26 protein-coding genes and 2 pseudogenes are annotated in these 21,206 nt (G+C 43.0%); 25 read left to right on the top strand and 3 right to left on the bottom strand.

Annotated features, from left to right (window positions below; translation table 11 throughout):
* The 15 genes and pseudogenes from U8U68_RS07430 to U8U68_RS07500 all read left to right on the top strand — a co-directional run.
* Nucleotides 1-237: pseudogene (locus tag U8U68_RS07430) on the top strand (hypothetical protein); the annotation flags it as partial.
* 91 nt (nt 238-328) lie between these two features.
* Nucleotides 329-817: a hypothetical protein gene (locus U8U68_RS07435; RefSeq protein WP_322200206.1), complete on the top strand. Its 489-nt coding sequence runs from the start codon at nt 329-331 to the stop codon at nt 815-817.
* 407 nt (nt 818-1,224) lie between these two features.
* Nucleotides 1,225-2,436: an ATP-binding protein gene (locus U8U68_RS07440; RefSeq protein WP_322200207.1), complete on the top strand. Its 1,212-nt coding sequence runs from the start codon at nt 1,225-1,227 to the stop codon at nt 2,434-2,436.
* A gap of 345 nt (nt 2,437-2,781) precedes the next feature.
* Entirely contained in the window at nt 2,782-3,531 is a 750-nt protein-coding gene (locus U8U68_RS07445) for a LytR/AlgR family response regulator transcription factor (protein ID WP_322200208.1), read from the top strand.
* A 4-nt stretch (nt 3,532-3,535) separates the two neighbouring features.
* Nucleotides 3,536-4,849 (top strand): sensor histidine kinase, encoded by a 1,314-nt coding sequence (locus U8U68_RS07450; protein ID WP_322200209.1) that lies wholly within the window; start codon nt 3,536-3,538, stop codon nt 4,847-4,849.
* A gap of 413 nt (nt 4,850-5,262) precedes the next feature.
* Nucleotides 5,263-5,820 carry a DUF2461 domain-containing protein gene (locus tag U8U68_RS07455; RefSeq protein WP_322200210.1) on the top strand — a complete coding sequence of 186 codons (558 nt, stop codon included), beginning with the start codon at nt 5,263-5,265 and terminating at the stop codon, nt 5,818-5,820.
* Between the two features lie 169 nt (nt 5,821-5,989).
* Nucleotides 5,990-6,826, top strand: a complete 837-nt coding sequence (locus U8U68_RS07460; protein WP_322200211.1) for an AraC family transcriptional regulator — start codon at nt 5,990-5,992, stop codon at nt 6,824-6,826.
* Nucleotides 6,827-6,901: 75 nt separating this feature from the next.
* On the top strand, nt 6,902-7,210 hold the full coding sequence (locus tag U8U68_RS07465) for a hypothetical protein (protein ID WP_322200212.1): 309 nt from the start codon (nt 6,902-6,904) through the stop codon (nt 7,208-7,210).
* Nucleotides 7,211-7,268: 58 nt separating this feature from the next.
* Nucleotides 7,269-7,409 carry an ATP-binding cassette domain-containing protein gene (locus tag U8U68_RS07470; protein ID WP_322200213.1) on the top strand — a complete coding sequence of 47 codons (141 nt, stop codon included), beginning with the start codon at nt 7,269-7,271 and terminating at the stop codon, nt 7,407-7,409.
* A gap of 134 nt (nt 7,410-7,543) precedes the next feature.
* A complete protein-coding gene (locus U8U68_RS07475; protein WP_322200214.1) occupies nt 7,544-8,182 on the top strand; it encodes a GNAT family N-acetyltransferase in 639 nt (212 codons plus the stop codon).
* An 18-nt stretch (nt 8,183-8,200) separates the two neighbouring features.
* Complete coding sequence (locus tag U8U68_RS07480; RefSeq protein WP_322200215.1) at nt 8,201-8,713, top strand: DNA alkylation repair protein; 513 nt, start codon at nt 8,201-8,203, stop codon at nt 8,711-8,713.
* 332 nt (nt 8,714-9,045) lie between these two features.
* Nucleotides 9,046-9,237 (top strand): VOC family protein, encoded by a 192-nt coding sequence (locus U8U68_RS07485; protein WP_367575802.1) that lies wholly within the window; start codon nt 9,046-9,048, stop codon nt 9,235-9,237.
* 30 nt (nt 9,238-9,267) lie between these two features.
* Nucleotides 9,268-9,786: a GNAT family N-acetyltransferase gene (locus U8U68_RS07490; protein ID WP_322200216.1), complete on the top strand. Its 519-nt coding sequence runs from the start codon at nt 9,268-9,270 to the stop codon at nt 9,784-9,786.
* Between the two features lie 133 nt (nt 9,787-9,919).
* Nucleotides 9,920-10,078 (top strand): annotated as a pseudogene (locus U8U68_RS07495) (MBL fold metallo-hydrolase); the annotation flags it as partial.
* Between the two features lie 50 nt (nt 10,079-10,128).
* Entirely contained in the window at nt 10,129-10,587 is a 459-nt protein-coding gene (locus tag U8U68_RS07500) for a GNAT family N-acetyltransferase (RefSeq protein ID WP_322200217.1), read from the top strand.
* A gap of 235 nt (nt 10,588-10,822) precedes the next feature.
* Here U8U68_RS07500 and U8U68_RS07505 read toward each other — a convergent pair whose 3' ends face one another.
* The 3 genes from U8U68_RS07505 to dinB form a co-directional block, all read right to left on the bottom strand.
* On the bottom strand, nt 10,823-11,389 hold the full coding sequence (locus U8U68_RS07505) for an SOS response-associated peptidase (RefSeq protein ID WP_322200218.1): 567 nt from the start codon (nt 11,387-11,389) through the stop codon (nt 10,823-10,825).
* Nucleotides 11,389-11,628, bottom strand: a complete 240-nt coding sequence (locus U8U68_RS07510) for a hypothetical protein (protein ID WP_322200219.1) — start codon at nt 11,626-11,628, stop codon at nt 11,389-11,391. The genes U8U68_RS07505 and U8U68_RS07510 overlap by 1 nt, the downstream gene beginning before the upstream one ends.
* A gap of 171 nt (nt 11,629-11,799) precedes the next feature.
* A complete protein-coding gene (dinB, locus tag U8U68_RS07515; RefSeq protein ID WP_322200220.1) occupies nt 11,800-13,044 on the bottom strand; it encodes a DNA polymerase IV in 1,245 nt (414 codons plus the stop codon).
* A 257-nt stretch (nt 13,045-13,301) separates the two neighbouring features.
* Here dinB and U8U68_RS07520 point away from each other — a divergent pair, with 257 nt between their 5' ends.
* The 10 genes from U8U68_RS07520 to U8U68_RS07565 all read left to right on the top strand — a co-directional run bounded on the left by U8U68_RS07520 (nt 13,302) and on the right by U8U68_RS07565 (nt 21,027).
* Nucleotides 13,302-13,982 carry a DUF3990 domain-containing protein gene (locus tag U8U68_RS07520; RefSeq protein ID WP_322200221.1) on the top strand — a complete coding sequence of 227 codons (681 nt, stop codon included), beginning with the start codon at nt 13,302-13,304 and terminating at the stop codon, nt 13,980-13,982.
* A 4-nt stretch (nt 13,983-13,986) separates the two neighbouring features.
* Complete coding sequence (locus U8U68_RS07525; protein ID WP_322200222.1) at nt 13,987-14,613, top strand: helix-turn-helix domain-containing protein; 627 nt, start codon at nt 13,987-13,989, stop codon at nt 14,611-14,613.
* A 205-nt stretch (nt 14,614-14,818) separates the two neighbouring features.
* On the top strand, nt 14,819-14,977 hold the full coding sequence (locus U8U68_RS07530) for a hypothetical protein (RefSeq protein ID WP_322200223.1): 159 nt from the start codon (nt 14,819-14,821) through the stop codon (nt 14,975-14,977).
* A gap of 390 nt (nt 14,978-15,367) precedes the next feature.
* The gene (locus U8U68_RS07535) at nt 15,368-16,093 is read left to right on the top strand and encodes a phosphoadenosine phosphosulfate reductase domain-containing protein (protein ID WP_322200224.1); all 726 of its coding nucleotides are present in this window, start codon (nt 15,368-15,370) and stop codon (nt 16,091-16,093) included.
* 44 nt (nt 16,094-16,137) lie between these two features.
* Nucleotides 16,138-16,875, top strand: coding sequence for an N-6 DNA methylase (locus U8U68_RS07540; protein ID WP_322200225.1), 738 nt, complete (start codon nt 16,138-16,140; stop codon nt 16,873-16,875).
* On the top strand, nt 16,868-17,488 hold the full coding sequence (locus U8U68_RS07545; RefSeq protein ID WP_322200226.1) for a hypothetical protein: 621 nt from the start codon (nt 16,868-16,870) through the stop codon (nt 17,486-17,488). Before U8U68_RS07540 ends, U8U68_RS07545 begins: the two co-directional genes overlap by 8 nt.
* 20 nt (nt 17,489-17,508) lie before the next feature.
* On the top strand, nt 17,509-17,952 hold the full coding sequence (locus tag U8U68_RS07550; protein ID WP_322200227.1) for an LPD11 domain-containing protein: 444 nt from the start codon (nt 17,509-17,511) through the stop codon (nt 17,950-17,952).
* A gap of 201 nt (nt 17,953-18,153) precedes the next feature.
* Nucleotides 18,154-18,348, top strand: coding sequence for a helix-turn-helix domain-containing protein (locus U8U68_RS07555; RefSeq protein ID WP_322200228.1), 195 nt, complete (start codon nt 18,154-18,156; stop codon nt 18,346-18,348).
* Between the two features lie 157 nt (nt 18,349-18,505).
* Entirely contained in the window at nt 18,506-19,567 is a 1,062-nt protein-coding gene (locus U8U68_RS07560) for a tyrosine-type recombinase/integrase (RefSeq protein ID WP_322200229.1), read from the top strand.
* A 158-nt stretch (nt 19,568-19,725) separates the two neighbouring features.
* Nucleotides 19,726-21,027: a site-specific integrase gene (locus U8U68_RS07565; protein ID WP_322200230.1), complete on the top strand. Its 1,302-nt coding sequence runs from the start codon at nt 19,726-19,728 to the stop codon at nt 21,025-21,027.
* Nucleotides 21,028-21,206: the final 179 nt, after the last annotated feature.

Below are 21,206 nucleotides of genomic sequence, written 5' to 3' on the forward strand. Positions count from 1 at the left end.
CGTCTGGCGCCCCGCCACAACGTAGGTGCAGATTCCCTGTTCCGTACCCAGGATTATCTGGACCATTTTGGAGACCTTGTGCAGAACAGGCTGCTGATGGCGGGAATCGCCCTGGCGCTTATCCTACTCACAATTTTAATCTATGAAGCAAAAAGAAAGGGGAAATTCGGTGGAAATGCATTCTTCAAAAAAACGGTTTCCAGTATTAGAGATCGCAAAAATCAATCTCAGGCATAACGCACTTTTGTCCATGGGGGTCTCAGTCCTCTTATGCCTTGTCACTCCGCTATTTATCGGCACAGCCAATCTGGATCACAATTCCGCTGCCATGCCACTGGAGATGTTTGTCTCTCTAATTGGCGTTGTGCTGCTGACGCCGGTATTTCAGCCGGAGCAGAACGAGGAAATTGACGACCTGGTATCTTCCAAGTATTGCAGCACAGCAAAGGTCCACCTGATACGAACGGTGTATTCGGTAGGGGTTGCCGCCCTGCTGATCTGTGCATTTACCGTATTTATGAAACAGCAAAGCTGCGATGTCTCGCCGGTTTTGGCCCTTGGGACGATAGCGGATGCTATATTCTTAGGCTCCATGGGCATGCTGACCTCAGCGCTGACGGGAAATACAGTCATCGGATATATGCCGCCGCTGCTATATTATGCTCTCAACATCGGTATGGGGCCAAAGCTGGGAAGCTTTTATCTGTTCTCAATGATCACAGGAAGCTACACAGCAAAGCTGTGGCTGTTCCTGGTGGGAATTCTGATGATGGTAGCAGCTTTATTCTATCAAAGGCTTCGTAAGCGGATACAGTAAAATATTCACGGTGAGAAATAGACCACCATTGCCCGTTCAGAAATCATGAATAATCAAAGGCCCTGATATTCCACAATTTGATGTGGATATCAGGGCTTTACATAATATCTGTTCTAATATAAACATGGTATTCAAACTCATAGTGGTAGGCAGGAAGCGTTTGATATAGCAGACTGTGAAACGGTCGAGAAGGACGTCCCGGTTAAACGAGGGGCGAGCATGTTGTAGAGGAAGCAATGTAAGCTGATAGCAACCAAACCATGTGAGGGTGCGTAGCACTCGCCTGTTATGGCTGCATAGTCCGTAATCAAATAAGGTGTTGAATTGTTTTGCGGTTTGTAATCGCAAAAATAATTGACTTTCTAGTGGCTTTGCGGTATACTACTATACGGACGGAGGTGGTCATCATGATTTACAGACCTATGTATGTGGATAAAATAATGGCTTATGTGGACACCCCTTTTGTAAAAATACTCACAGGAGTACGCCGCTGCGGAAAGTCTACGATACTCAAAATGATTATGGAAAAGCTTAAGACCGAGCGAGATGTTCCGGCGGAGCGTATCATAAGCTGCCGTTTAGACTCAATGGAATATGAGGATATGACGGCGAAGCAGATATACGCCCAGCTAAAAGAACAGCTATCGCCTGATGGCAAAACCTATTTGTTTCTTGACGAGGTTCAGGAAATCAAGGGCTGGGAAAAGGTCGTAAATTCACTGGCGACAGATTTTGATGTTGATTTGTATATCACAGGTTCTAACTCCCGAATGATGTCCTCCGAAATATCGACCTATCTTACCGGGAGATATGTTTCTTTCCGGATTTTTACCCTGTCCTTTGGTGAATACCTCATGTTCAAGGCAAAGTATGCCGACGTGGGAGATCCAAAAGCAGAGCTGGCAAGCTATGTCCGTTTGGGAGGCTTCCCGGCAACCCATTTACAGGCGTATTCTCAGGACGAAATCTATACGATTGTCCGAGATATATACAATTCAACGATTTTCTCTGATATTGTAAGGCGAAATCAGGTCAGGAAGATCGACCAGATGGAGCGTGTCGTAAAATACACCTTCCATAATGTCGGCAATACCTTTTCTGCAAAGGCGATTGCGGACTACCTAAAATCGGAGCGCCGTTCCCTTGATAACGAAACGGTTTACAGCTATCTTGAAAAGCTGGAGAAGGCATATTTGCTCCACCGCTGTTCCCGGTATGATTTGCAGGGCAAGGAAATTCTGAAAACGCAGGAAAAATTCTATCTTGCAGATGTCTCGCTTCGGTACAGCGTCCTCGGATACAATGCAGACAGCGTAGCGTCCAGCCTTGAAAATATTGTGTATTTGGAACTTTGCAGGCGTGGATACACCGTTAATGTGGGTAAAACAGGGGATGGCGAAATTGACTTTGTGGCTGTAAGGCAAAATGAAAAGGTATATGTTCAAGTCACACAAGAGATTAGATCTGAAAAGAGGGTAAAACGGGAGTATGACCGTTTACTTGAAATACACGATAATTACCCCAAATATGTTCTCACGACGGATGAATATGCAGGAGGAAACTATGAGGGCATTAAAACAATGCACATAGCGGATTTCCTTCTCAGTTCTGAATATTAATAACACTAAAATGTATTCTGATTGTGTCGTTTGTGGCTCTGCTTAGTACAAGCGCCTATTTTAGATCAACGAGATGATAAAATCTGTTTTGCTGTCAGGCATGGAACGGGGCGACCTCCGGACTGTCCTGGAAGCTGAGTCAGCTTCGTTCGCCTGTTGGGGAATGTTGGCTGGGCTGATTCAGTTTGCCTCAAGTAAGGAAGAATATATCAAACAGTCCATGGGACTGTCCAAAGAGCAGTTTCTTCAGTATGGATTTGATATGCTCTACCATTCTATTGCAGGTTCGGATTGAGAAGGATCTTGGGAATAGGATACCGAGAAAAAGAAACTATTGGGTGGACTATGTATAATATTATTATTTGTGACGACGACAGAGTCTTTGTCGATTATATAAAAGGAATTATCGCAAAAAGCGGAATGGATAAGGGAGAGATTCTGTTTAGCGAATATTTTTCAGGTGAAGAGCTAGTACAAGGGCTTCGGAACAGGAAAAGGTGCGATCTGCTGATTTTAGATATGCAGATGAAAAATCTGGACGGGCATGAAACGGCGGCAAGGTTCCGGGAAGTTTTTCCAAAAAGTATCCTTGTATTCTGTTCCGGTATGCGCATGCCTACAGATGAGTCGTTTAAAGCGACTCCCTTTCGGTATTTGCTCAAGAGTTATTCTGAGAAACGGATGATTTCGGAGATGCGTGCAGTAGTCAGGCAAATTAAAGAAAATCATAAGGTTCCATGCGTTGTTGGAAATTATTATCATAACAGCGTGGCTCTCGTTCCGGACGATATATTGTATATTGAGAACACAAAGCATGGGAGCAGGATTCATGTTATTAAGGAACAGATTGAGTATTCCTTTGAAAACAATCTGACGACAAAACAGAAGCTGGGTGAACTGTTTGAGATTTTGTCTCCTTTTGGATTTGCATACGCACATAACAGCTATATTGTCAATCTGAGGTATGTGGTCAAGATGTGCTCGGATGGAGAAATGAAATTAAATGATGGAACAATCTTGACGATTTCGCGCTCCAAGCTAAGAGAATTCCGGAAATCCTTTGCAGAATGGGTCAGCCGCAAGTATATGGAGTGATGCTATGAATAGTATGAACCTTATAGACTACAATATGTTATTGGTATATTGTGTAGTGGAGATTTACCTTATCTATTCATTTTTTGCATGCTTCTTTGAAATGAAGTTTTGGGCCAAGGAACGTAAGAATCTTTTCCTTATAAATGCGGTTGCCGTGTTCAGCCTGTATGGGGTGAATTTAGTGGGTAAACGGGAGATCAACCTTGTTATGTTCATAGTAATAACCTTGGCTTATGCGATGACCTTGTTCGGAGGAAAGACAGGGAGCAAAGTTCTATGCTACATAGTGGCAGATTCCATAATATTTGCAAGTGAATGTCTGTTTAGTATCATCTTTAATCAGACGAATGAGAAGGACATGTTGATGTCAGGGCTTCATCATGAGATATTGCCCCTAAAACTTCTAACGTATATTATGTTTGTACTGGCAGAACAGTTTATAGGGAAGTCGAAAAGGAATATGGATAACCATGTCTTTATAGAATATCTGTGTCTGCCAGTGGCAGGATTTGGTATCATGGCAGGGATATTCTATTCTGGTATTGATTTTGATACGAATGTTTATGTGAAGGTGCTGATCACTGTGAGCTTCAGCTTTCTGCTGATCGGAAATATTCTTGTGTTCTATGCATTCAACAGATATTCGGAAGAAATGTACCAAAATGCGGAAAAACAAATACTCATCACAAAACAACAGGCAGATTTAAAATATTACACGCATATGGACGAAGTGCAGGGAAATCATAATGAGTTTGTCCATAATATAAACCATTACCTGTCTCTGATTCATAACTTTGCCAGACAGGGCGACTGTGAAAGTATCATGAATGCGGTGGAGGAAATGAGCGGGCATATAGAGAACAGCGAGACGGAAATATTCTGCAGCCACCATGTACTGAATATGATCTTATCTGAGAAAAAGGGATGGGCGGAAAAGAACCAGATTGACTTTGATGTTTATGTGGAGCCAGGAGTTAAATTAGATATGGTATCCGATATCGATCTGGTCGCATTGCTGGGGAATTTGCTCGATAATGCACTGCGCGCTGCCGGAGAATGCCGGGGCCAGAAATACGTGAAGGTGCGGATTTTCATGCAGGATATCGGAGGGTTTTGCGTATTTAGGATTATAAATGGATACTCTGGGGATATTACCATGCAAGGGGATACGCTCCTGTCAACTAAAAGTGAAAAGGGCCTGCATGGGCTTGGAATTGGCAGCGTAAATAAGACGGCGGAAAAGTATGGAGGTTATCTTTCATGTAAAATAGAAAAAGATGTATTCACGGCAATATTGTTATTGTCAACACAGGAATAAAAATAAGATGCTTGATAGCAGGGAAAGCCATGGGGCTTAACTTGCTATCAAGCATTTTTGATTGCAGTATCAGGATATGTTTATCTTCTGCTAAAACTTTTGAAACTATATGAGCCGCTCTGCCGTACTAAAAGCAGAATCCTACATTTACAGCTATCAGGGGAAAAGTCCCAAAATCGATAACAGGATTAAAAAGCAAGGATGCGATAGGCTGGTAGAACGTCTCATGTTTCACGGCGTGCAAAAATCGCCTTTCAATCTGCAAAAACGGGACATTTTGTTGTGATGTGTGTTTAGAAATGATAACATTAAATGGAAAGCAGCATATTTAGATTGGAAGACATCCTTAATAGCCATTCTTTGACGGCTATGGAGGTACACAGATAATGGAGACAAAGTGAATTCTAAAGTGTTTGACCGACTTGAATGAGCATAACAACCGGGGATGGTATAATGCACATTTAGCGGAAACAAAAGCGGCAACGGAGAAGTTTGAAGAACTGGTTCAGGAGATAATTCTGCGTATTGGAGAGTTTGACAGAAGCATTTTACATATTCAGCCAAAGGATACTATCTTTAGATTGATTCGGTATCCTCGGTCTGGTAGTGACAGAACCCCATACAACCCAGCGTTCCGCGCACATATTTCCGCTAAAGGGAAGATGCCGGTTCCTGTGGGGTATTATCTGATGATTAAGCCGGGAGGGCAGTCTTTCCTCGGAGGAGGATTGTTTGCAAGTTCGTTTCGAGATGCAACCGAAAGGGTCCGCGACTATATTACAGAGTTCGATGAAGAATTTGATGAAATCATCCACGCGCCGGAGTTTGAGAAATACTTTAGGGTTCAGGGAACATCGCTTTTGAATGTTCCTTCAGGTTATGACAAGGAGCATCCCCAGGCGGAATGGTTAAAGTTCATGAGCAGAATTATACAATTTGAAATAAGTAATTTCTTCTTGTGTCTCACATGACACAAGGTGATACGCGAAAATAGCAAGGCCGCAGGAGGCTGAAACAAAAGCAATAATTGGCTGTTTCTTGCGGGAAATGTTTGCGCACTTGAGCTATCAATTTGAATAGCCTGAATGCGAAGAAACTCATGAAAGGATAAGCTAAAATAGAATAGCGTTAGGTGACCCTATGGAATGGACGCAACGCTTGAACCGATCAATCGAATATATAGAAGCGCATATCACGGAGGAATTAGATTATGAGAAGGTGGCAAAAGTGGCTGGCTGTCCATCCTACTATTTCCAACAGATGTTCCTCTATATGACCAATATGACGCTGCGGGAATACATACGGCGTCGTCGGATGTCCCTTGCAGCCGTAGAGCTGCAAAAGGATAGCGGGAAGGTAATAGATATTGCAATAAAATACCGGTATGAATCTCCAACTGCTTTTACCCGGGCATTTAAAAGCTTTCATGGTGTGGTGCCGTCTGTCCTGAAGACAGAGAACAGCCCGCTGCAGGCTTTTCCGCCAATTCAGTTTCATGTATCCATGGACGGAGGGCAGCCATTGAAATTCAGAGTAGAGGAAAAAGCTGCGTTTCGTGTGGTGGGGATTTCTTGCCCGCTGAATGCGGAACTTACCCAAAACTTTGAAAGGATTCCTACAATATGGGATACGGTTCTTTCCGATGGAACACTTGCAAAACTGAGTGCCTTACAGGAAAGGAAACCGCAGGGACTATTGGGTATCAGTATCCATCATACGGAAAGCTGGAAATATATGATTGCAGTTCGCTCAGACAGGCAAGCTGATGTTTTTGAAGAATATCTGATTCCAGCGTGCAAATGGGCGATTTTCGAGGGGCAGGGTACAAACCATTCCCTGCAGGAGTTGGAAAAGCGCGTTATCACAGAATGGCTTCCCACTTCTGGCTATACATATGCGAATTCGCCGGATATAGAGGTATATAACAAAGCCGATCCCAAGAATACAGTTTATGAATACTGGATTCCAATCGTATAACAGTGATAGCCTTTCTGTTTTCAGTATCTCATTTATATCCTCAATACATTCTTTGCAATCAAGGAGGTATCATGAATGACTAAAAAAATTGCAGCCCTTGTAGCTGCGCTGGTGCTTGTACTAATAAGCGCTGCGGCCTGTGCCGCAAATGAGGATAGGGGCTTGGTTCAAAGCAGCTCGGTGAGCGAAAATCAGTCTATAACCCAAAGCAGTCAGCAGACAAGCACGGGTACTGGTGAGCAGGGAAACGGGGCTGGTGAGCCAGAGGTAATTCAGAAACAGATCGAGAGAGAGACACAGAAAATGAAGGAAGAGGGAGTCGTAGACAAAAACGGCAGGCCGGCGCCAGGCGTCGACCTGAACGATTATCCCGGGCTTGGATGAGCTCAGGCTGAATTGATTTGCAAGAGCGGGTATTAAGTCGGGAGGATGGGAGGTTAATATGAATGAGATACTGAAAGCAGAAAGGCTGTCAAAGACTTACGGGAAAAGCATTGCTGTCAGTGAAGTCAGTTTGACGGTGAGGCAAGGAGATATATACGGTCTTATCGGAAAAAATGGCGCCGGAAAGACTATCCGGTAGATTTCGATATCTGGGAAAAGTCCTTTCTTCACGATATAGATGGAAAAGGGAAAACGCTGTTTAAAGAATTAACGGTAAAAGGCGCCTATCTGGAAAATGAATTGGTCGGTTTCGTTCAGTATGGCAGAACCTCATTGGGATTCGATAAGGATGGAAAAATATCTGAGAGAATATCCTATCCGGTTATTCGTTCACTGTACTTTAATCGGGATTTGCAGGAGGTTGGCGCAGCACTTCTCAATGAAGCGCTAAAGGATTTTGGAGATGACTCTGAAATTATATATGCATTTTATCATTACTTCGGAATGTCCTGCTACGCAAGGCATGGCAAGCTGTTTGAAAACTGCTCTCATATCAGTACTCTGTTGTTGCAGCTTGGGTTTCAAATTGAGCATGAGAATGTGTTTTACTCTTCTGTGCCAGAGGCTGCCCACGATGAGGGTGTTGCCATGCGATGGCATGAGGTGAGTACTGGTAGACAGCAATATGGCGAGTTTCTCATTGATTCCAATCCGATAGGAGAGTGTGAAATTCACTATCTGGAACAACCGGGTATTGCATATCTGCGATGGATATATGTCAAAGAGGGATTGCAGGGAAATGGAATTGGGGCAATGTGTATGTGCAGCCTGAAAAACTTTCTGTATAAGAAAGGAATCCGAAAGCTTGATACAGATACGGCTTTGACGAATGTAGGTGCACAGCACTTTTATGAGAAGAACGGCTTTGTGAGAAAAGGGGTCTCAAGGAGTTTCTATTTGGAGAATGACTGAAGTGGCTAGGAGGAAAACATGAATTGTTCAGAGGTAATAGCAGAATTAAAGATACGGGCGTCTGAGAAATATAAAGCGAACGTGGTGCGTATGGGGATTCCGGAGCAGTATAGTCTTGGTGTATCAACGGCAGAGGTCAGAAGCCTTGCCAAAAAGATGCAGAAGTCAAATGAGCTGGCTCTTGGGCTGTGGGTAACGGGATATCATGAGGCGCGGCTGTTGGCTGTATTATTGATGGATCCGAAAGGAATGACAAAAGACGGTGTAGAACAACTGATAGGAGATGTTATATCCTGGGATTTATGCGACCATTTGTGCAAGAATCTTTTAATTAAGATGGATTGCCGGAGCGCCCTGATAGAAGGGTGGATTACTTCATCGCAGACATATAGGAAACGGGCGGCATTCACATTGATTGCATCGTCTGTGGTCCATGACAAAAAGCTTACAGATGATATGTTGGACTATTATCTTGGATTGATAGCCAGGTATTCAGATGACGAGCGGGAACATGCAAAAAAGGCAGCATAGCAGTTCTTACCGCTACGGTACTCCAACCCTTGGAAACATCCACTCCCACAGCATACATTTTGGAATCCTCCTGATACCTTGATTACAACGGTAATCCATCCTTTTCTCATCACCGATTCTATCTGTTTGCTGACTCGAGCGGCTGCTCTACCTGCACAAATCGAACGCTGCGAATGGGGGATGGCAGACGGACTTTCAACCGAGCGTTTCGCTCTTGGAGCATCTCGCCAGACCATTGCCCTTCCATTCTAACAGCTTTGCCATGAGATGTCCCTCGCCTGTGGTTGGCTGCCACTTACATGGGGCAAATATATTGTAACAGGAGTATTTAGATGAAACATGTATGTACGCTTATATCCGTGGCAGACATTAACGCTGCGAGAAAATTTTACGAGGATCTTTTCGGGCTGGAGGTGTTTCAGGATTACGGAAAGAACATCGCCTTTACCTGCGGCCTGGCACTGCAACAGGATTTTGATGATTTTCTGAACAAGTTGAAGCAGTACCCGGACACTGAAAGATAATTGAAAATGTGGATTGGGAGGACTTGAAAAATGAAGTGCAGAATAAGAAAATGGGAGCTATCAGACGCAAAAGATTTGGCGGCTACGCTTTCGAATAAGAAAGTACAAGATAATCTTCGTGATGGTTTGCCCTATCCCTACACCGAGCAGGATGGAAAAGAGTTTATTTCTGCTATGCTTTCCGCGGATGAAAACGAAACCTATGCTTTTGCTATTACCGTAGATAATATGGTAATTGGCAGTATTGGCATTTTTCGGCAGGGTAATATTCATAGGCAAACCGCCGAGTTAGGATATTATATTGCCGAAGAATATTGGGGCAAAGGCATTGTAACCGAAGCTGTTAAGCAAATATGTGAGTACGTTTTTAGTGAAAGTGACATTATCCGTATTTATGCCGAGCCGTTTGCTTATAATATGGCATCTTGCAGGGTGCTTGAAAAAGCAGGGTTTCAATATGAGGGTACATTGAGAAGTAATGCTGTGAAAAATGGTAAGGTAATTGATATGAAAATGTACTCTTTGTTAAAAGAAGAAATAAAGGGGTAAGCATGGAGTATCAAATTAGGGAAATCAGAGAAAATGAATATCCAATGTTTATCAAAATAGTTCGGAACTCGAAAGGAGTATGCAGACGATGGATAACTGATTTACAATAGATAGAGTAGATGATAATACTTGTATTATCAGTGAATATCGACATTGGGAAGAAACTTATTGCTATTTATTAAATGGAAGCGAGCGAAGCTTACTTATTGACACAGGACTCGGCATTTCAAACATATACGGTGAAGTTATAAAATTCACAAATAAGTCTATTACGGCAGTTGCAACACACATTCAGCGGTAGGCGAATAAGCAAATCGGGAGTTGCAGAAGGAAAATTACAGCATGGAAATAATAGCATATGAAATGAAATATGTGAAAGATGATATTGAAAAAAGCAATATCTTGTGTATTCCTTTTGAGCAAAAGTATTTTGAACAATATATGAAAATATATAATACTTGCTTTTATGAAATGCGAAAATCTCTTGCTATTGAGCCTTACAATTTTTTGAATGATTATAAGCAAGTTCGTGAAAAAAGCAAGGATATTTTCTTGCTTGTAAGTGGGGAAGAAATGATTGGTTCGATTGCCTGTTATGGAAACGAAATAGACGATTTGGTCGTCAATAAGGAATTTCAAAATAGGGGATATGGAAAACAACTTTTATTATGGGGAATGAACCATATTCGCCAAACTAGTAATGAGCCTATTGTGTTACATGTTGCTAAATGGAATGATAAAGCTTTCATGCTGTACAAAAAAGTAGGATTTGTTCTTACAAATACCGTGAGAGTACGTTAAATTCCCATTTGTGGAGGAGATGGTGTGCTTGAAAATAAACCCTCTCAATCAATTATGACTGAATTACTTGGACAATCCTTGTATGAAGTTTGGCAAGCGTTATGTTTTAGCAAATGAACCGTACCCTGATACATATTTTGATTTCCGCATTGCACAAGAGTCACTGTAGTACGCTTCGGATTCAATTCTAAAGTATAGTGGTTCGGAGCTGCAGTCTTAGACTGCACTGCCTTTTTTAGCCTGTATGCACAAGTTCGGGCATCTCATTATGCAGATAATCCAACGCCGCAGCAGTATCCGTAGCCCACAGGAGCATTTTATCCTTTGGCAGAATAACCGGCATTCGGTTGTGTATTGCCTTCATGGAATTGTTTGCGGCAGTAGTAAGGATTACATATCTCCGGATTCCATCATATTCTTTGCAGAGCCCAGCCATATACAGCGTTTGCTCACCGGGCAGACGGAAAAGATACTTTTTCTTCTGTTCGTCCCATTCGTAAAAACCTGTGCTTGGTACAACGCATCGGTTTGCAAATAAACTCTGCCGAAAGGTTTTCTTTTCCTCTGCTGTTTCAGCGCGTGCGTTGATGATTACACCGCTTCCTGTGAATTTTGGAAATCCCCAGACAAGAGGTTTCGGGCTTAGGTCTTTACCGTCTATTGTCAGAACCGGAACTGTATTAGTCGGGAATATTTCTCCGGTCCGTATCGGATGGCCGGGATATTTTCGATTTATTTCTGCAAGGATTTCCCCAATCTCTTCATTGTCCTGTTCATCAAATAAAGAATACCGTCCGCACATTATTCTTTTGCCTCCACAAACCATTTGGGTTCTTCATAATATAAATAGCTTTGTTTGCCGCCTATTTTTACTGTATATCGTATTCCTATTCCGCCGGCTTTCAAAGAAGCTGCCTTGCGAACATCCAGCACACGGTCTATTTCGTACACCGTGCCATCCTCCCATAAGAGGGAGAGTGGTGTTATTTTGCCCTCAGTATCGAACTTAGCCGTCACTTCAACAAACACTTTTCTTGCCATATACACACCCCAATCATAGTATTCCGATTTCTGGGAACATTATTCGGTATAACAGAAATGAGGTATTTGAATGGCCGCTAGGCGGAGCTACAAACGGTAAAAAGCGACTGCGTGTTGACAAGCTGCCGGAGGAATGTATAGAAAATTAACCGTCCTGTTCAATGAGGACGGTTAATTTTTAAAAAAGGATTCCGGATGAATGATATGATCTTCTTTTGGGTTTATCGAGGAGAGCTGTTTGTCAGAGAGCAGAAGGCCTGTCTGTATGGAAAAATTCCCGAACCGGGTTCGGATGTTGTCTATTGCGCTTTCCAATGTCTCCTGCTTTTGAATAGTTGAGATTTCCGGTAATAAAGAAAGCTGCTCATATTCATTCAGCGATAAATTACAGGCACGGACACTGAGCGACCGGACAGGCTTGCCGGATGTGTGATTGCGCTTATAAAGCTCAAATGATTTTTGCAGTAATGCCTTAGCGGTTCTGTTCGGGGAGGATAGTTTGCCCTGCCGCTCGTAGCTGCACAATTCATTATCCCGGACACCAATCTGTACCGTATTACAGACAAATCCATATTCGCGCATCCGAGAGGATACGCTTTCGCAAAGCACCATAAGCGTGATGCGGATGTCTTCATCGGTAATCAGGTCGCGTGGGGCAGTTGTGCTGTTGCCAATAGATTTAATCAGAGATTTTGCTCCAATATTTGATACCGGAGAGGTATCCAGTCCATTGGCAAACATCCATAGCATCAAACCGTTTTGTCCGAGCATATTTTGCAGAAGTTTCTGATCTGCCTGCGCAAGATCTCCGATAGTGTGGATTCCGTACCGCTTTAGTTTATTGTGTGTTGCGCGTCCTACATACAGAAGATCATTTACGGGCAAAGGCCAGACAACATCACGGAAGTGATCGCTTGAAATGATCGTTGTCGCATCCGGCTTTTTCATGTCGCTGCCGAGTTTTGCGAATATTTTATTATAGCTTACCCCGACGGAAGCGGTTACACCAAGTTCAAATTTAATCCGTTTTCGCAGTTCATTTGCAATTCTCCGACCATCACCGAACAGATGCGTACTACCTGTGACATCCAGCCAGCATTCGTCAAGGCCATATGGCTCTACCTGATCGGTATATTCACTGTAGATTTCTTTTGCAATCTGGGAGTATTTCATATACAGATCATAGTGCGGCGGAACGAATATAATATCTGGACATTTCTGTTTTGCCATCCACAATGGGTTTCCCGTAGCAACACCGCAGGCTTTGGCTTCATAATTTTTTGCCAGTACAATTCCATGCCTGGCTTCCGGATCCCCGGCAACCGCGACAGGCTTTCCTCGTAATGAGGGGTTATATAAACACTCTACAGAGGCGTAAAAGTTGTTTAAATCTGAGTGTAGGATTACCCTTTCCATAGATATCTCCTATTATAAAGAACATGCGTTTTGTTATATTATACATTGCGTTGCAGGGCGATTCTACCGGTAATTTATGGGGATAAAATAGCATGGGGCCATATGCAATCTGTCCATGCCTATAAATTGGAACAAAGATGGCAGAGCAGTGCCGATGGCACGAGAAACGAACTCAATCGCTCACAAGTGTATTGACAATATACTTCTAGGGAAGTATAATAAGGCTATAACTCTGCAGAAGTATGGAGGATGGTGAGATGGCCCTAAAAATCTTATACCACGGTTCGCCGGAAATTATTCGGCAACCGGTCTATGGCAAAGGGAAAAAGTACAATGATTATGGCCAGGGCTTTTATTGTACGGAGCATTTGGAACTTGCAAAAGAATGGTCCTGCACAGAAGGCTCTGACGGCTACGCAAACCAATATATAATTGAGATGGAAGATTTGCGTATATTAAACCTTTCATCTAACGAATATACGATTTTGCATTGGCTTTCGCTGCTGGTTCAATATCGAAAAATGAGGATATCTGATCCGATAACAAAGCGAGGGGCAGAATACCTGAAAAAGAACTTTATCATAGATTTGTCGGGATATGACATCATTGTTGGATATCGTGCTAATGACTCCTATTTTTCTTTTGCCAGAGCGTTTCTTGCTAATACATTGTCGGTTGACCAGCTTTCAGCAGCTATGCGGCTTGGAAGACTGGGGGAGCAATATGTTTTGAAAACGCCAAAGGCTTTTGATTCGCTTAGGTTTCTGTCGTATGAACCGGTTGACAGCCGTGCCTATTATGTGAAACGAAAGGTCAGAGATGAAGAAGCGCGGGAGGCCTTCCGGAAAGAATTGGAACGGGATGATATGAGAGGGCTCTATATGAGAGACATTATCCAAGAGGGGGTGCAGTTGGATGATCCACGCATACAGCAATGAGTATTTGGATGACGCCATGCGGAATCTGGGAGAGGCACTGGACTATGCCGTAAATAGCTGCAATATGGCTGCGGACGCTTTCATAGAGCTTTTCTTTGTCAGCGATCTGGCTGCCCAGTTTGAGACGGGTGTGCCAAAGGTTGTGTCCGGAATGTCTGGGACCGAACTGGTATGGGAGGTATTACGCCAGTCGGGTCTGGAAATTCCATTTCCAGACCCGCAGATAGAGTATGAATGCTCCGCACAATACTGGTGCGGATGGATTCTTGCGTATTACCAGTGGTATACGGGACGCAGATTTAAAGACATCCATTCCTATATTTCTATGGAAGAAATAGAAAAGATGTATCCGGCCCTGCATGAATCTCCCGAAGAAAAGTTTATTGATGCTGTAAATAAGCGGATTCAGAATCAAAATGCACCAACTAATTTGCAGACATTGCGAAAAAACGCGGGATATTCCCAGCGGGTGTTATCTGAAAAGTCGGGAGTCAATCTGCGAACGCTTCAGCAGTATGAACTTCGGGCAAAGGATATTACCAAGGCATCCGGTCGGATTTTATCTGCACTATCCAAAACACTTGGATGCCGGATGGAGGATTTACTGGAATATGATACGAATGAAGTGTGATAGTAAGAGTGGAAGCTGAATATGCGGCATTACCCGCAGAGGTTCAGCGGTATTATTACGAGACAGGGAGCTTTAGAGTAAAATCTGAAGCTCCCTTTTCTTGTCCGGAGATTCTTATGCCTGCGAGATAGCCTCATATTCATAAGGAACGTAGTTGACGAGAGGAGGAACTACAGAACAAGAGAATTGCTAGAAGGAGGTCAAGATGCATATCCATGAATTTGCCGATCATTGTACTTTTTCAGAGATTGGCATTGGCGGGACGCTTGCGGCCACAGAAGAATACCGGGCTTTGCTCAAGAAACTGCATCCGAAGCAGCTTTTAAACGCGAGGCTTTCTATTCCTTTATACCGTGTGTCGTAAGGCTATGAAACCAGACGAGGGAACTTCCGTCAGGGAGAAAAGTTCTATTTTTCTTTGAATGGGGAACACGAGGACCTTTGGATGGAAATTGAGATGAAACTAGAGGACTGGGTAAGAGAGGAAAATGAGCGGAGGCCATACCGCGCCATATCCAATGTAATTATTCTGGATATCACGCGGATTGCATACGCAACCCTTGCTTTATAAGAAAGCAATAGGAAAGGATATGCTTCCCAAAATCCCCGAATAGGGGTTGCCACAAGGCTCTTTGACGGTTCTGCGCGTTCAAAGGTCCGAAACAGGATACGGCAAGTGGTGTAAAAGTACACGCCGCGAAGAATGGACTTATCCCAGCGAAAGCAAAAATCAATGCTAAAGGTGGGAGAATGGATGAAGCATATTGTAAGATACAGTGGTGGAAAAGACAGTACCGCCATGCTGGTTCGAATGATTGAAACGGGAATGCCCATTGATGACATTGTGTTTATCAACGTCATGGCAACGCCCGATATGGGGGCAGAATTCCCGGAGATGTATGAATATCTTAAAAAGGTAGAGCGATATATTCAGAGGAAAATTACGATTGTGCCGTCTGTCATCAGTTTTGACGAAGGTTTTCATCAGAAATATCTGACCGGAAAACGGGCAGGGTGTATCTATGGATATCCGTTGACGGTTGGTGCATGGTGTAATGACCGGCTGAAACTAAGGGCAATCAATCGCCATTACAAGAGCTACGGTGATCACATCCGATATATTGGATTGGCAGCTGATGAGCCGAAGCGGTTGGCTCGGATGAGACCAAACTGCAGAGCGCCGCTGGCAGAGTGGGGAATGACAGAAAAAAATTGTATAGCGTACCTGGAGAAACGGAATCTGATGAATCCGTTATATCAGAAGTTTAAGCGTTTAGGATGCTTTTTTTGTCCGAAACAGCCCTTGAACTCTCTGCGGATTGTTCGCCAGGATTATCCCAGTTTGTGGCAGATGATGTTGGATTGGGACAAGGAGAGTCCGAGAACCTTTCGGCCAGATGGCACGCTGCATGATTATGACAGGCGGTTTGCCGCCGAAGAACGGCGCAGCCCGATTTTAGGGTTGAAGGACGTCGCTTAGAAGAAAGGGGGAATACGGGATGGGCTGCGGCCCGTCAGAATGCAATGAAGAATAGTCATGATTTACATATCAATGAGTTTCTACAGCTTTTCAAACAGCTGGATGGGAAATATGACAGGTGGGATATCTGGTCGGATTTCCTTACCATTTCCGCCTGCTTCATATCGAATCAGGTGGATTATGAGAAAGATAGGATAACGTCGCGTGAGGCAGAGTACGCCCGAGTCAAAGGAAAGTATTCCAGCCCTGAGCGAGAGCTGCTCCGAAAGATGCTGCTTGTAGCGGGGGAGGATATATGCCAAAACCATAAGGACTTCCTGGGCCGTGTCGCAGAGGAACTGAGGCTAGTCAACAAGACAACGAAACAGTATTATACCCCGGAATGTGTCGGCAGAGTAATGGCTCTGATTACCATAGGGGGAGATGCTGGTGGCGAAACGACAAGCAACGTGATTGCGGACAGAGTGGTCCAAAAAGGCTACGCAGGTGTTTTCGACTGCTGCTGCGGTGCGGGAGACCTATTGATAACCTTTGCCAGAGAGTTGGTTGGCCAGGAGATTGATTTCCCCAATCATGTGGAATTCGTGGCGCAGGATATTAGTTACACGGCCGCGATGGCATGCTATATCCAGCTTAGCTTTTTGGGCTGTGCCGGTTATGTCGTTGTGGGAGACGCCTTATCCAAGCCGGCCGGGACGGAGGATACCCTCAAATATGCATGGTATACACCGATGTATTTTGATCCAGTTTGGGTCGATAGAAGGAAATGGCACTATGTATGATGCTTCGGTGGAGCGAACTGCATTTATCGCAAGAAGACTGAAAAATGAGCCGCAAACCCTAATAGCTTTGATTCGCACCCTGCCCAGCAGTGGAATCCGCAAAATAATGATGCTGGGCTCCGGTCACTATCAGTATATTCCGCAGACGATTTTCAAGGAAGTGGTTGATGCGCTGCAGGTGATGGCAAAGGAACGTCCGCATTGTCACAGTTGGAAAGTGACTTCCTTTGTGAGTACCGTTTATCTGGAATTTCCGGATATGGGGATGCATTTTCAAAAGGAATTTCAACTTCCAGATCATTTTATCCCCGGAATATGTGTGACCACATCTGACACCTGCGACGCCAGTCTGTCGGCGTTCCCTACGTGGAGAATAGGAGATTCCATTGTTGAGGGACCTGGCGTATTAATGGAGCACAATGGGAAAGCAACTATTCAAGCCTTTCATGAGAAGATTTCCAGAGAGATTCTCTCCCAATATCCAGGCTTTCTCAAACAGATGAAGCATTTCCAGGATTTACGCATTGCAAATCCAGAAGAAATCCTTCGCTTGTTGATAAACGGCTCAATTGCCGTATGTGATGAAAACGGAAAAGCTGCAGATTTGTTTTGAAATAAGAAGGGGGTAAGATAATGGGTCAAAACAGTAAGAAGATAAGGAAAATGGAGTATATAGGGGATGATTTTTGGTCCAGGCCAGTATATAAAGATCAATTCGGAAAACTGTGGAAAGATCTTAACTGCGGCGATTCGGAAACGCCAGATTTGTATTGGCCTGTAAACAATGAGTTTGATGAAGAGCCCTATCTGCCAATTGGATGCGAATTCGTTATTGTCAAGGCGAAAGAGAAAAACGGTAAAGAATTTCAGTATATGATGCTGGATAGATTGAGAACCGATTGCGATTATTATTTAGGCTATGGCAACCGATATGCCGGAGTATTGGCAAAAGGGGATGAAAAAGAGCAGATTGAGGCTATGAAAAGGTTATGGCTTGAATTTGACGAAGACAAAAAGCCGGAGTGGCTTACATGGGCACACATCCTGGAATACGAAAAGCAGATGTGTAACAGGTGAATTGGCCAGTTATAAAACGAGCCGCCTAAAAGGCGGCTCGTTTTATTGTGTGCAATGTAACTCATATTAATTTTGAATCAAAAAGACGGAAGGAGGATTGTAAAAGAGTTTCATGTGTAGTAGGGGAGTTCTTAGGTAAGGGAAGTTCCACCATATTCCTATTGGGAAAATCCATATTCCAATAGGAAGGAGTGAAACGCAATGAGTGAGAAAATTGAAAAACAGGTTTATGACGCCGAAGATTTGCAGACCTTGTTGGGTATTGGGAGAAATAAGATATATGATTTTTTGGAAGAGGTTTATCAAAATCAGAGCCCATTTCGAGTGATAAAAATCGGAAAGCAATACAGAATACCCAAGTCTGCATTTGACAAATGGCTTAATGGAAGCGGGTGATCATTTTGACGAAAAACAAGCATAGTCAAGAACAACTTCTATATTTTATGTAGGTTTTCAAATAGACATTTGAAAACCTACGGAGAATGTGGTATAATAAATTGGTCTATGCGCAAATTGATTGCCACTTCCTTTTATCAAAGGAGGTGCGTTAACAATGCAAAAGAAATCGACAAAAGGCAAAGAGGTTGTCTTTTTTGAAAGGGGGTCATGGTACCACAGAACCAAGACAATCAATGATGATTTTACAATAAAATATGGGAAAAAGGGTGGATTTCAAACAGCAGAAGAAGCAGAAGATCACTATTGGGAAGAGAGAGAACGTTTTGATAAAGAGATATCTCAATATCGGCAGAAGCAAAATACTCAGTTCTCTTTTGCTGGATATCTTACATACTGGTTTCATAATGTCTTCTTGGCTCGGGTCGAAAGTTCAATCAAAATTGGATTTTCCTATGTCTTGTATCATATTATACAACCCAATATCACAAATGACGTGCTGTTGACAATGGTGACAACTGAGTATATTGACGTGCTACTTGAAAGATGCTCTAAGCATCCAGAAAGTGCCGGGGTACAAACGCAGAAATTCTTAAGAATTGCCTTTAAAGATGCTATGAATGACGGATACATCAAAACAAACCCGATGGCATCTGCAAAGAGGTATTATGCGACGATTCCAAAGATTCAGATTCTGACCAAAGAACAAATAAAGACGTTATTGGCGGCTGCTTCTTGTAATCAGACGCTCTATTTAGAAGTATTGCTTGCTCTTTTTTGTGGATTGCGAAAGGGCGAAATACTTGGTTTGAAGTTTACGGATTTTAATCGCGAAGAACGTTTTATACACATATCAAGGCAAATTACTCGCAACTATACCGTAACTTTTGACAATCAGGATTTTCATTTTACATCCGATCAGTCAGTCAAACCCCCAAAAAGTAGGAACAGCAATCGCGTAATCAAAGAGGTTCCTGCCGTTATATTTGATGAATTGGATAAGCGTGTCCAGCTCATTGATTTCTGGAAGCAAAAAAATGGATGCCGTTATGACCATACAAACGATGAATTCGTGATGGTAAGCCGTCTTGGCAAAATCAAGTCAAGTGATACGATTAATGCTGCTTTATCTGCTATTTGTGTGCGAAACGGGCTGCCACATATTACCGTGCATGGCCTACGGCATATGTTCGCAACAATATTAATAGAGCAGGGGTAAACACTACTAAAGATCTCACGTCTACTTGGCCATCAGTCCATTCATACTACTTTTGAGATATATTGTGGTGTAATGGAAGGGAAAAACGATATAAGAGATTTTGTTGATGAGGCTTTTGATCCAGGAAAATCTGCCTACTCTTTAGAGGAGGTAGAAGTATGAACAGAAAACCCCTTGAAACACCCGAAATTAATCCAGCATTTACCCATGGTGAAATCATTGATTGGAAGTTCAATCCCTCAATTACCCCTGCGAAAGGAAAATACTGCTTTCGATTCAGCCTTACTTTCGCTGATGGAACAGAGGAACCTAGGCAAGTTGGGGGATTTTCAAAGAAGTCAGAATGTTTGAAGGAAAGGGAGCGCGTAATTGCGCAGCTTCATAATCATGAGTACGTTGCTTTCCCGAAAGCTACCGTAAAAGAATACTTGGATTTTTGGCTGTATGTCGTAATGATAAAGCAAAAAAAGATTGCTTATGGGACCTATACGGCATACAGAAACATCGTTTACAATTATTTGGTTCCGTATATGGGCAAGTCCAGATTGAGCAGTGTGAATAGAGGTATGCTTGCTAAGCTCCTAAAAACTATTGATAGCCCTTCTATAGAAAAACAGATGTTAGGCGTTATCTGGGGGGCCTTCAACTATGCTAAAGGAAAGAATTTCATTGGAATCAATCCAGCTATTGGGATTACCAGAACTTACAAAGAAGCCAAAGCTAAAAGGCCAGCTGTCGAGAAACCGCGACCATCGCTCACTCTTGAACAAGCTATTAAGTTCATGCTTGAATCTAAGGAAAAAGAGCCAGGAATCTTGCTTCCACTTTTCTTTGCGATAACTATGGGAATGCGTATCAGCGAAATAATTGCTCTAAAGTATACGGATATTGATTTTGGCACTAATGAAGCCCACATTCAAAGACAGCTAGGAAGAAAGGTCGATGAGGATGTCTCTTCTGTACAAGAAGGGATGTTGATTAAGCAGGAACTTGCGCCAAAAACGTATTCAGGGGACCGCATAACGCCCGTTCCACAGTTTGTTATAGACGAGATTATTTTGGAGCGTGAGAAGTATGAGCTGCGAAAAGGGAAAGTGATTGATTTTCAGGACCATGGATATATTTGGTGCAAGGAGAACGGAAGCCCTTTTAATAGGGGGAGTTATAAAAAGCCATTTAAGCGATTGTTGGCAGAATGCGGATTTCCGGATATGCATTGGCATGATTTACGTCATACATATGCTACAATTCTTTCAGAAAACAATTTGAGTTTAAAAGCTATCGCATCTGCTATGGGGCACAGCAAAGAAATTTTTACCGCTGACACCTATACGAACCCTCAGCAGATCATTACCGATGGACTCTCTGCCATACAACCGTTTTTGGAGGAAGTACTTCCCTCCGACGTCACGGAAACTCTTGCTATCGATTCCATAGTTTCCGAACTATTGCCAACATGATTTTCGTGTTAAGTAGTTTTGCTTGACACGATTATGTATTAGGCAAGCTATCATAGTCGGAAAAACACAAATTGTGGCCGTTAGTCGTGTAACGAGAAAAAACAGAGCTTTTCCTGTTTATAAAGTCATGATAAAATCATGAAAAAACCAGCGCCAGAGAGGAGAAAATCGTGGATTTA

It is taken from the genome of Acutalibacter intestini (assembly GCF_034334985.1).
GTDB lineage: Bacteria > Bacillota > Clostridia > Oscillospirales > Acutalibacteraceae > Acutalibacter > Acutalibacter intestini.

Coding starts and splice junctions, on each gene's coding strand:
- U8U68_RS07540 (WP_322200225.1), top strand. CDS start 16,138: ATGAAGAATAGTCATGATTTACATATCAATGAGTTTCTACAGCTTTTC.
- U8U68_RS07560 (WP_322200229.1), top strand. CDS start 18,506: ATGCAAAAGAAATCGACAAAAGGCAAAGAGGTTGTCTTTTTTGAAAGG.
- U8U68_RS07460 (WP_322200211.1), top strand. CDS start 5,990: ATGGAATGGACGCAACGCTTGAACCGATCAATCGAATATATAGAAGCG.
- U8U68_RS07565 (WP_322200230.1), top strand. CDS start 19,726: ATGAACAGAAAACCCCTTGAAACACCCGAAATTAATCCAGCATTTACC.
- U8U68_RS07510 (WP_322200219.1), bottom strand. CDS start 11,628: ATGGCAAGAAAAGTGTTTGTTGAAGTGACGGCTAAGTTCGATACTGAG.
- U8U68_RS07470 (WP_322200213.1), top strand. CDS start 7,269: ATGAATGAGATACTGAAAGCAGAAAGGCTGTCAAAGACTTACGGGAAA.
- U8U68_RS07520 (WP_322200221.1), top strand. CDS start 13,302: ATGGCCCTAAAAATCTTATACCACGGTTCGCCGGAAATTATTCGGCAA.
- U8U68_RS07555 (WP_322200228.1), top strand. CDS start 18,154: ATGAGTGAGAAAATTGAAAAACAGGTTTATGACGCCGAAGATTTGCAG.
- dinB (WP_322200220.1), bottom strand. CDS start 13,044: ATGGAAAGGGTAATCCTACACTCAGATTTAAACAACTTTTACGCCTCT.
- U8U68_RS07490 (WP_322200216.1), top strand. CDS start 9,268: ATGAAGTGCAGAATAAGAAAATGGGAGCTATCAGACGCAAAAGATTTG.
- U8U68_RS07535 (WP_322200224.1), top strand. CDS start 15,368: ATGAAGCATATTGTAAGATACAGTGGTGGAAAAGACAGTACCGCCATG.
- U8U68_RS07505 (WP_322200218.1), bottom strand. CDS start 11,389: ATGTGCGGACGGTATTCTTTATTTGATGAACAGGACAATGAAGAGATT.
- U8U68_RS07530 (WP_322200223.1), top strand. CDS start 14,819: ATGCATATCCATGAATTTGCCGATCATTGTACTTTTTCAGAGATTGGC.
- U8U68_RS07435 (WP_322200206.1), top strand. CDS start 329: ATGCCACTGGAGATGTTTGTCTCTCTAATTGGCGTTGTGCTGCTGACG.
- U8U68_RS07465 (WP_322200212.1), top strand. CDS start 6,902: ATGACTAAAAAAATTGCAGCCCTTGTAGCTGCGCTGGTGCTTGTACTA.
- U8U68_RS07485 (WP_367575802.1), top strand. CDS start 9,046: ATGAAACATGTATGTACGCTTATATCCGTGGCAGACATTAACGCTGCG.
- U8U68_RS07440 (WP_322200207.1), top strand. CDS start 1,225: ATGATTTACAGACCTATGTATGTGGATAAAATAATGGCTTATGTGGAC.
- U8U68_RS07500 (WP_322200217.1), top strand. CDS start 10,129: ATGGAAATAATAGCATATGAAATGAAATATGTGAAAGATGATATTGAA.
- U8U68_RS07445 (WP_322200208.1), top strand. CDS start 2,782: ATGTATAATATTATTATTTGTGACGACGACAGAGTCTTTGTCGATTAT.
- U8U68_RS07550 (WP_322200227.1), top strand. CDS start 17,509: ATGGGTCAAAACAGTAAGAAGATAAGGAAAATGGAGTATATAGGGGAT.
- U8U68_RS07450 (WP_322200209.1), top strand. CDS start 3,536: ATGAATAGTATGAACCTTATAGACTACAATATGTTATTGGTATATTGT.
- U8U68_RS07480 (WP_322200215.1), top strand. CDS start 8,201: ATGAATTGTTCAGAGGTAATAGCAGAATTAAAGATACGGGCGTCTGAG.
- U8U68_RS07545 (WP_322200226.1), top strand. CDS start 16,868: ATGTATGATGCTTCGGTGGAGCGAACTGCATTTATCGCAAGAAGACTG.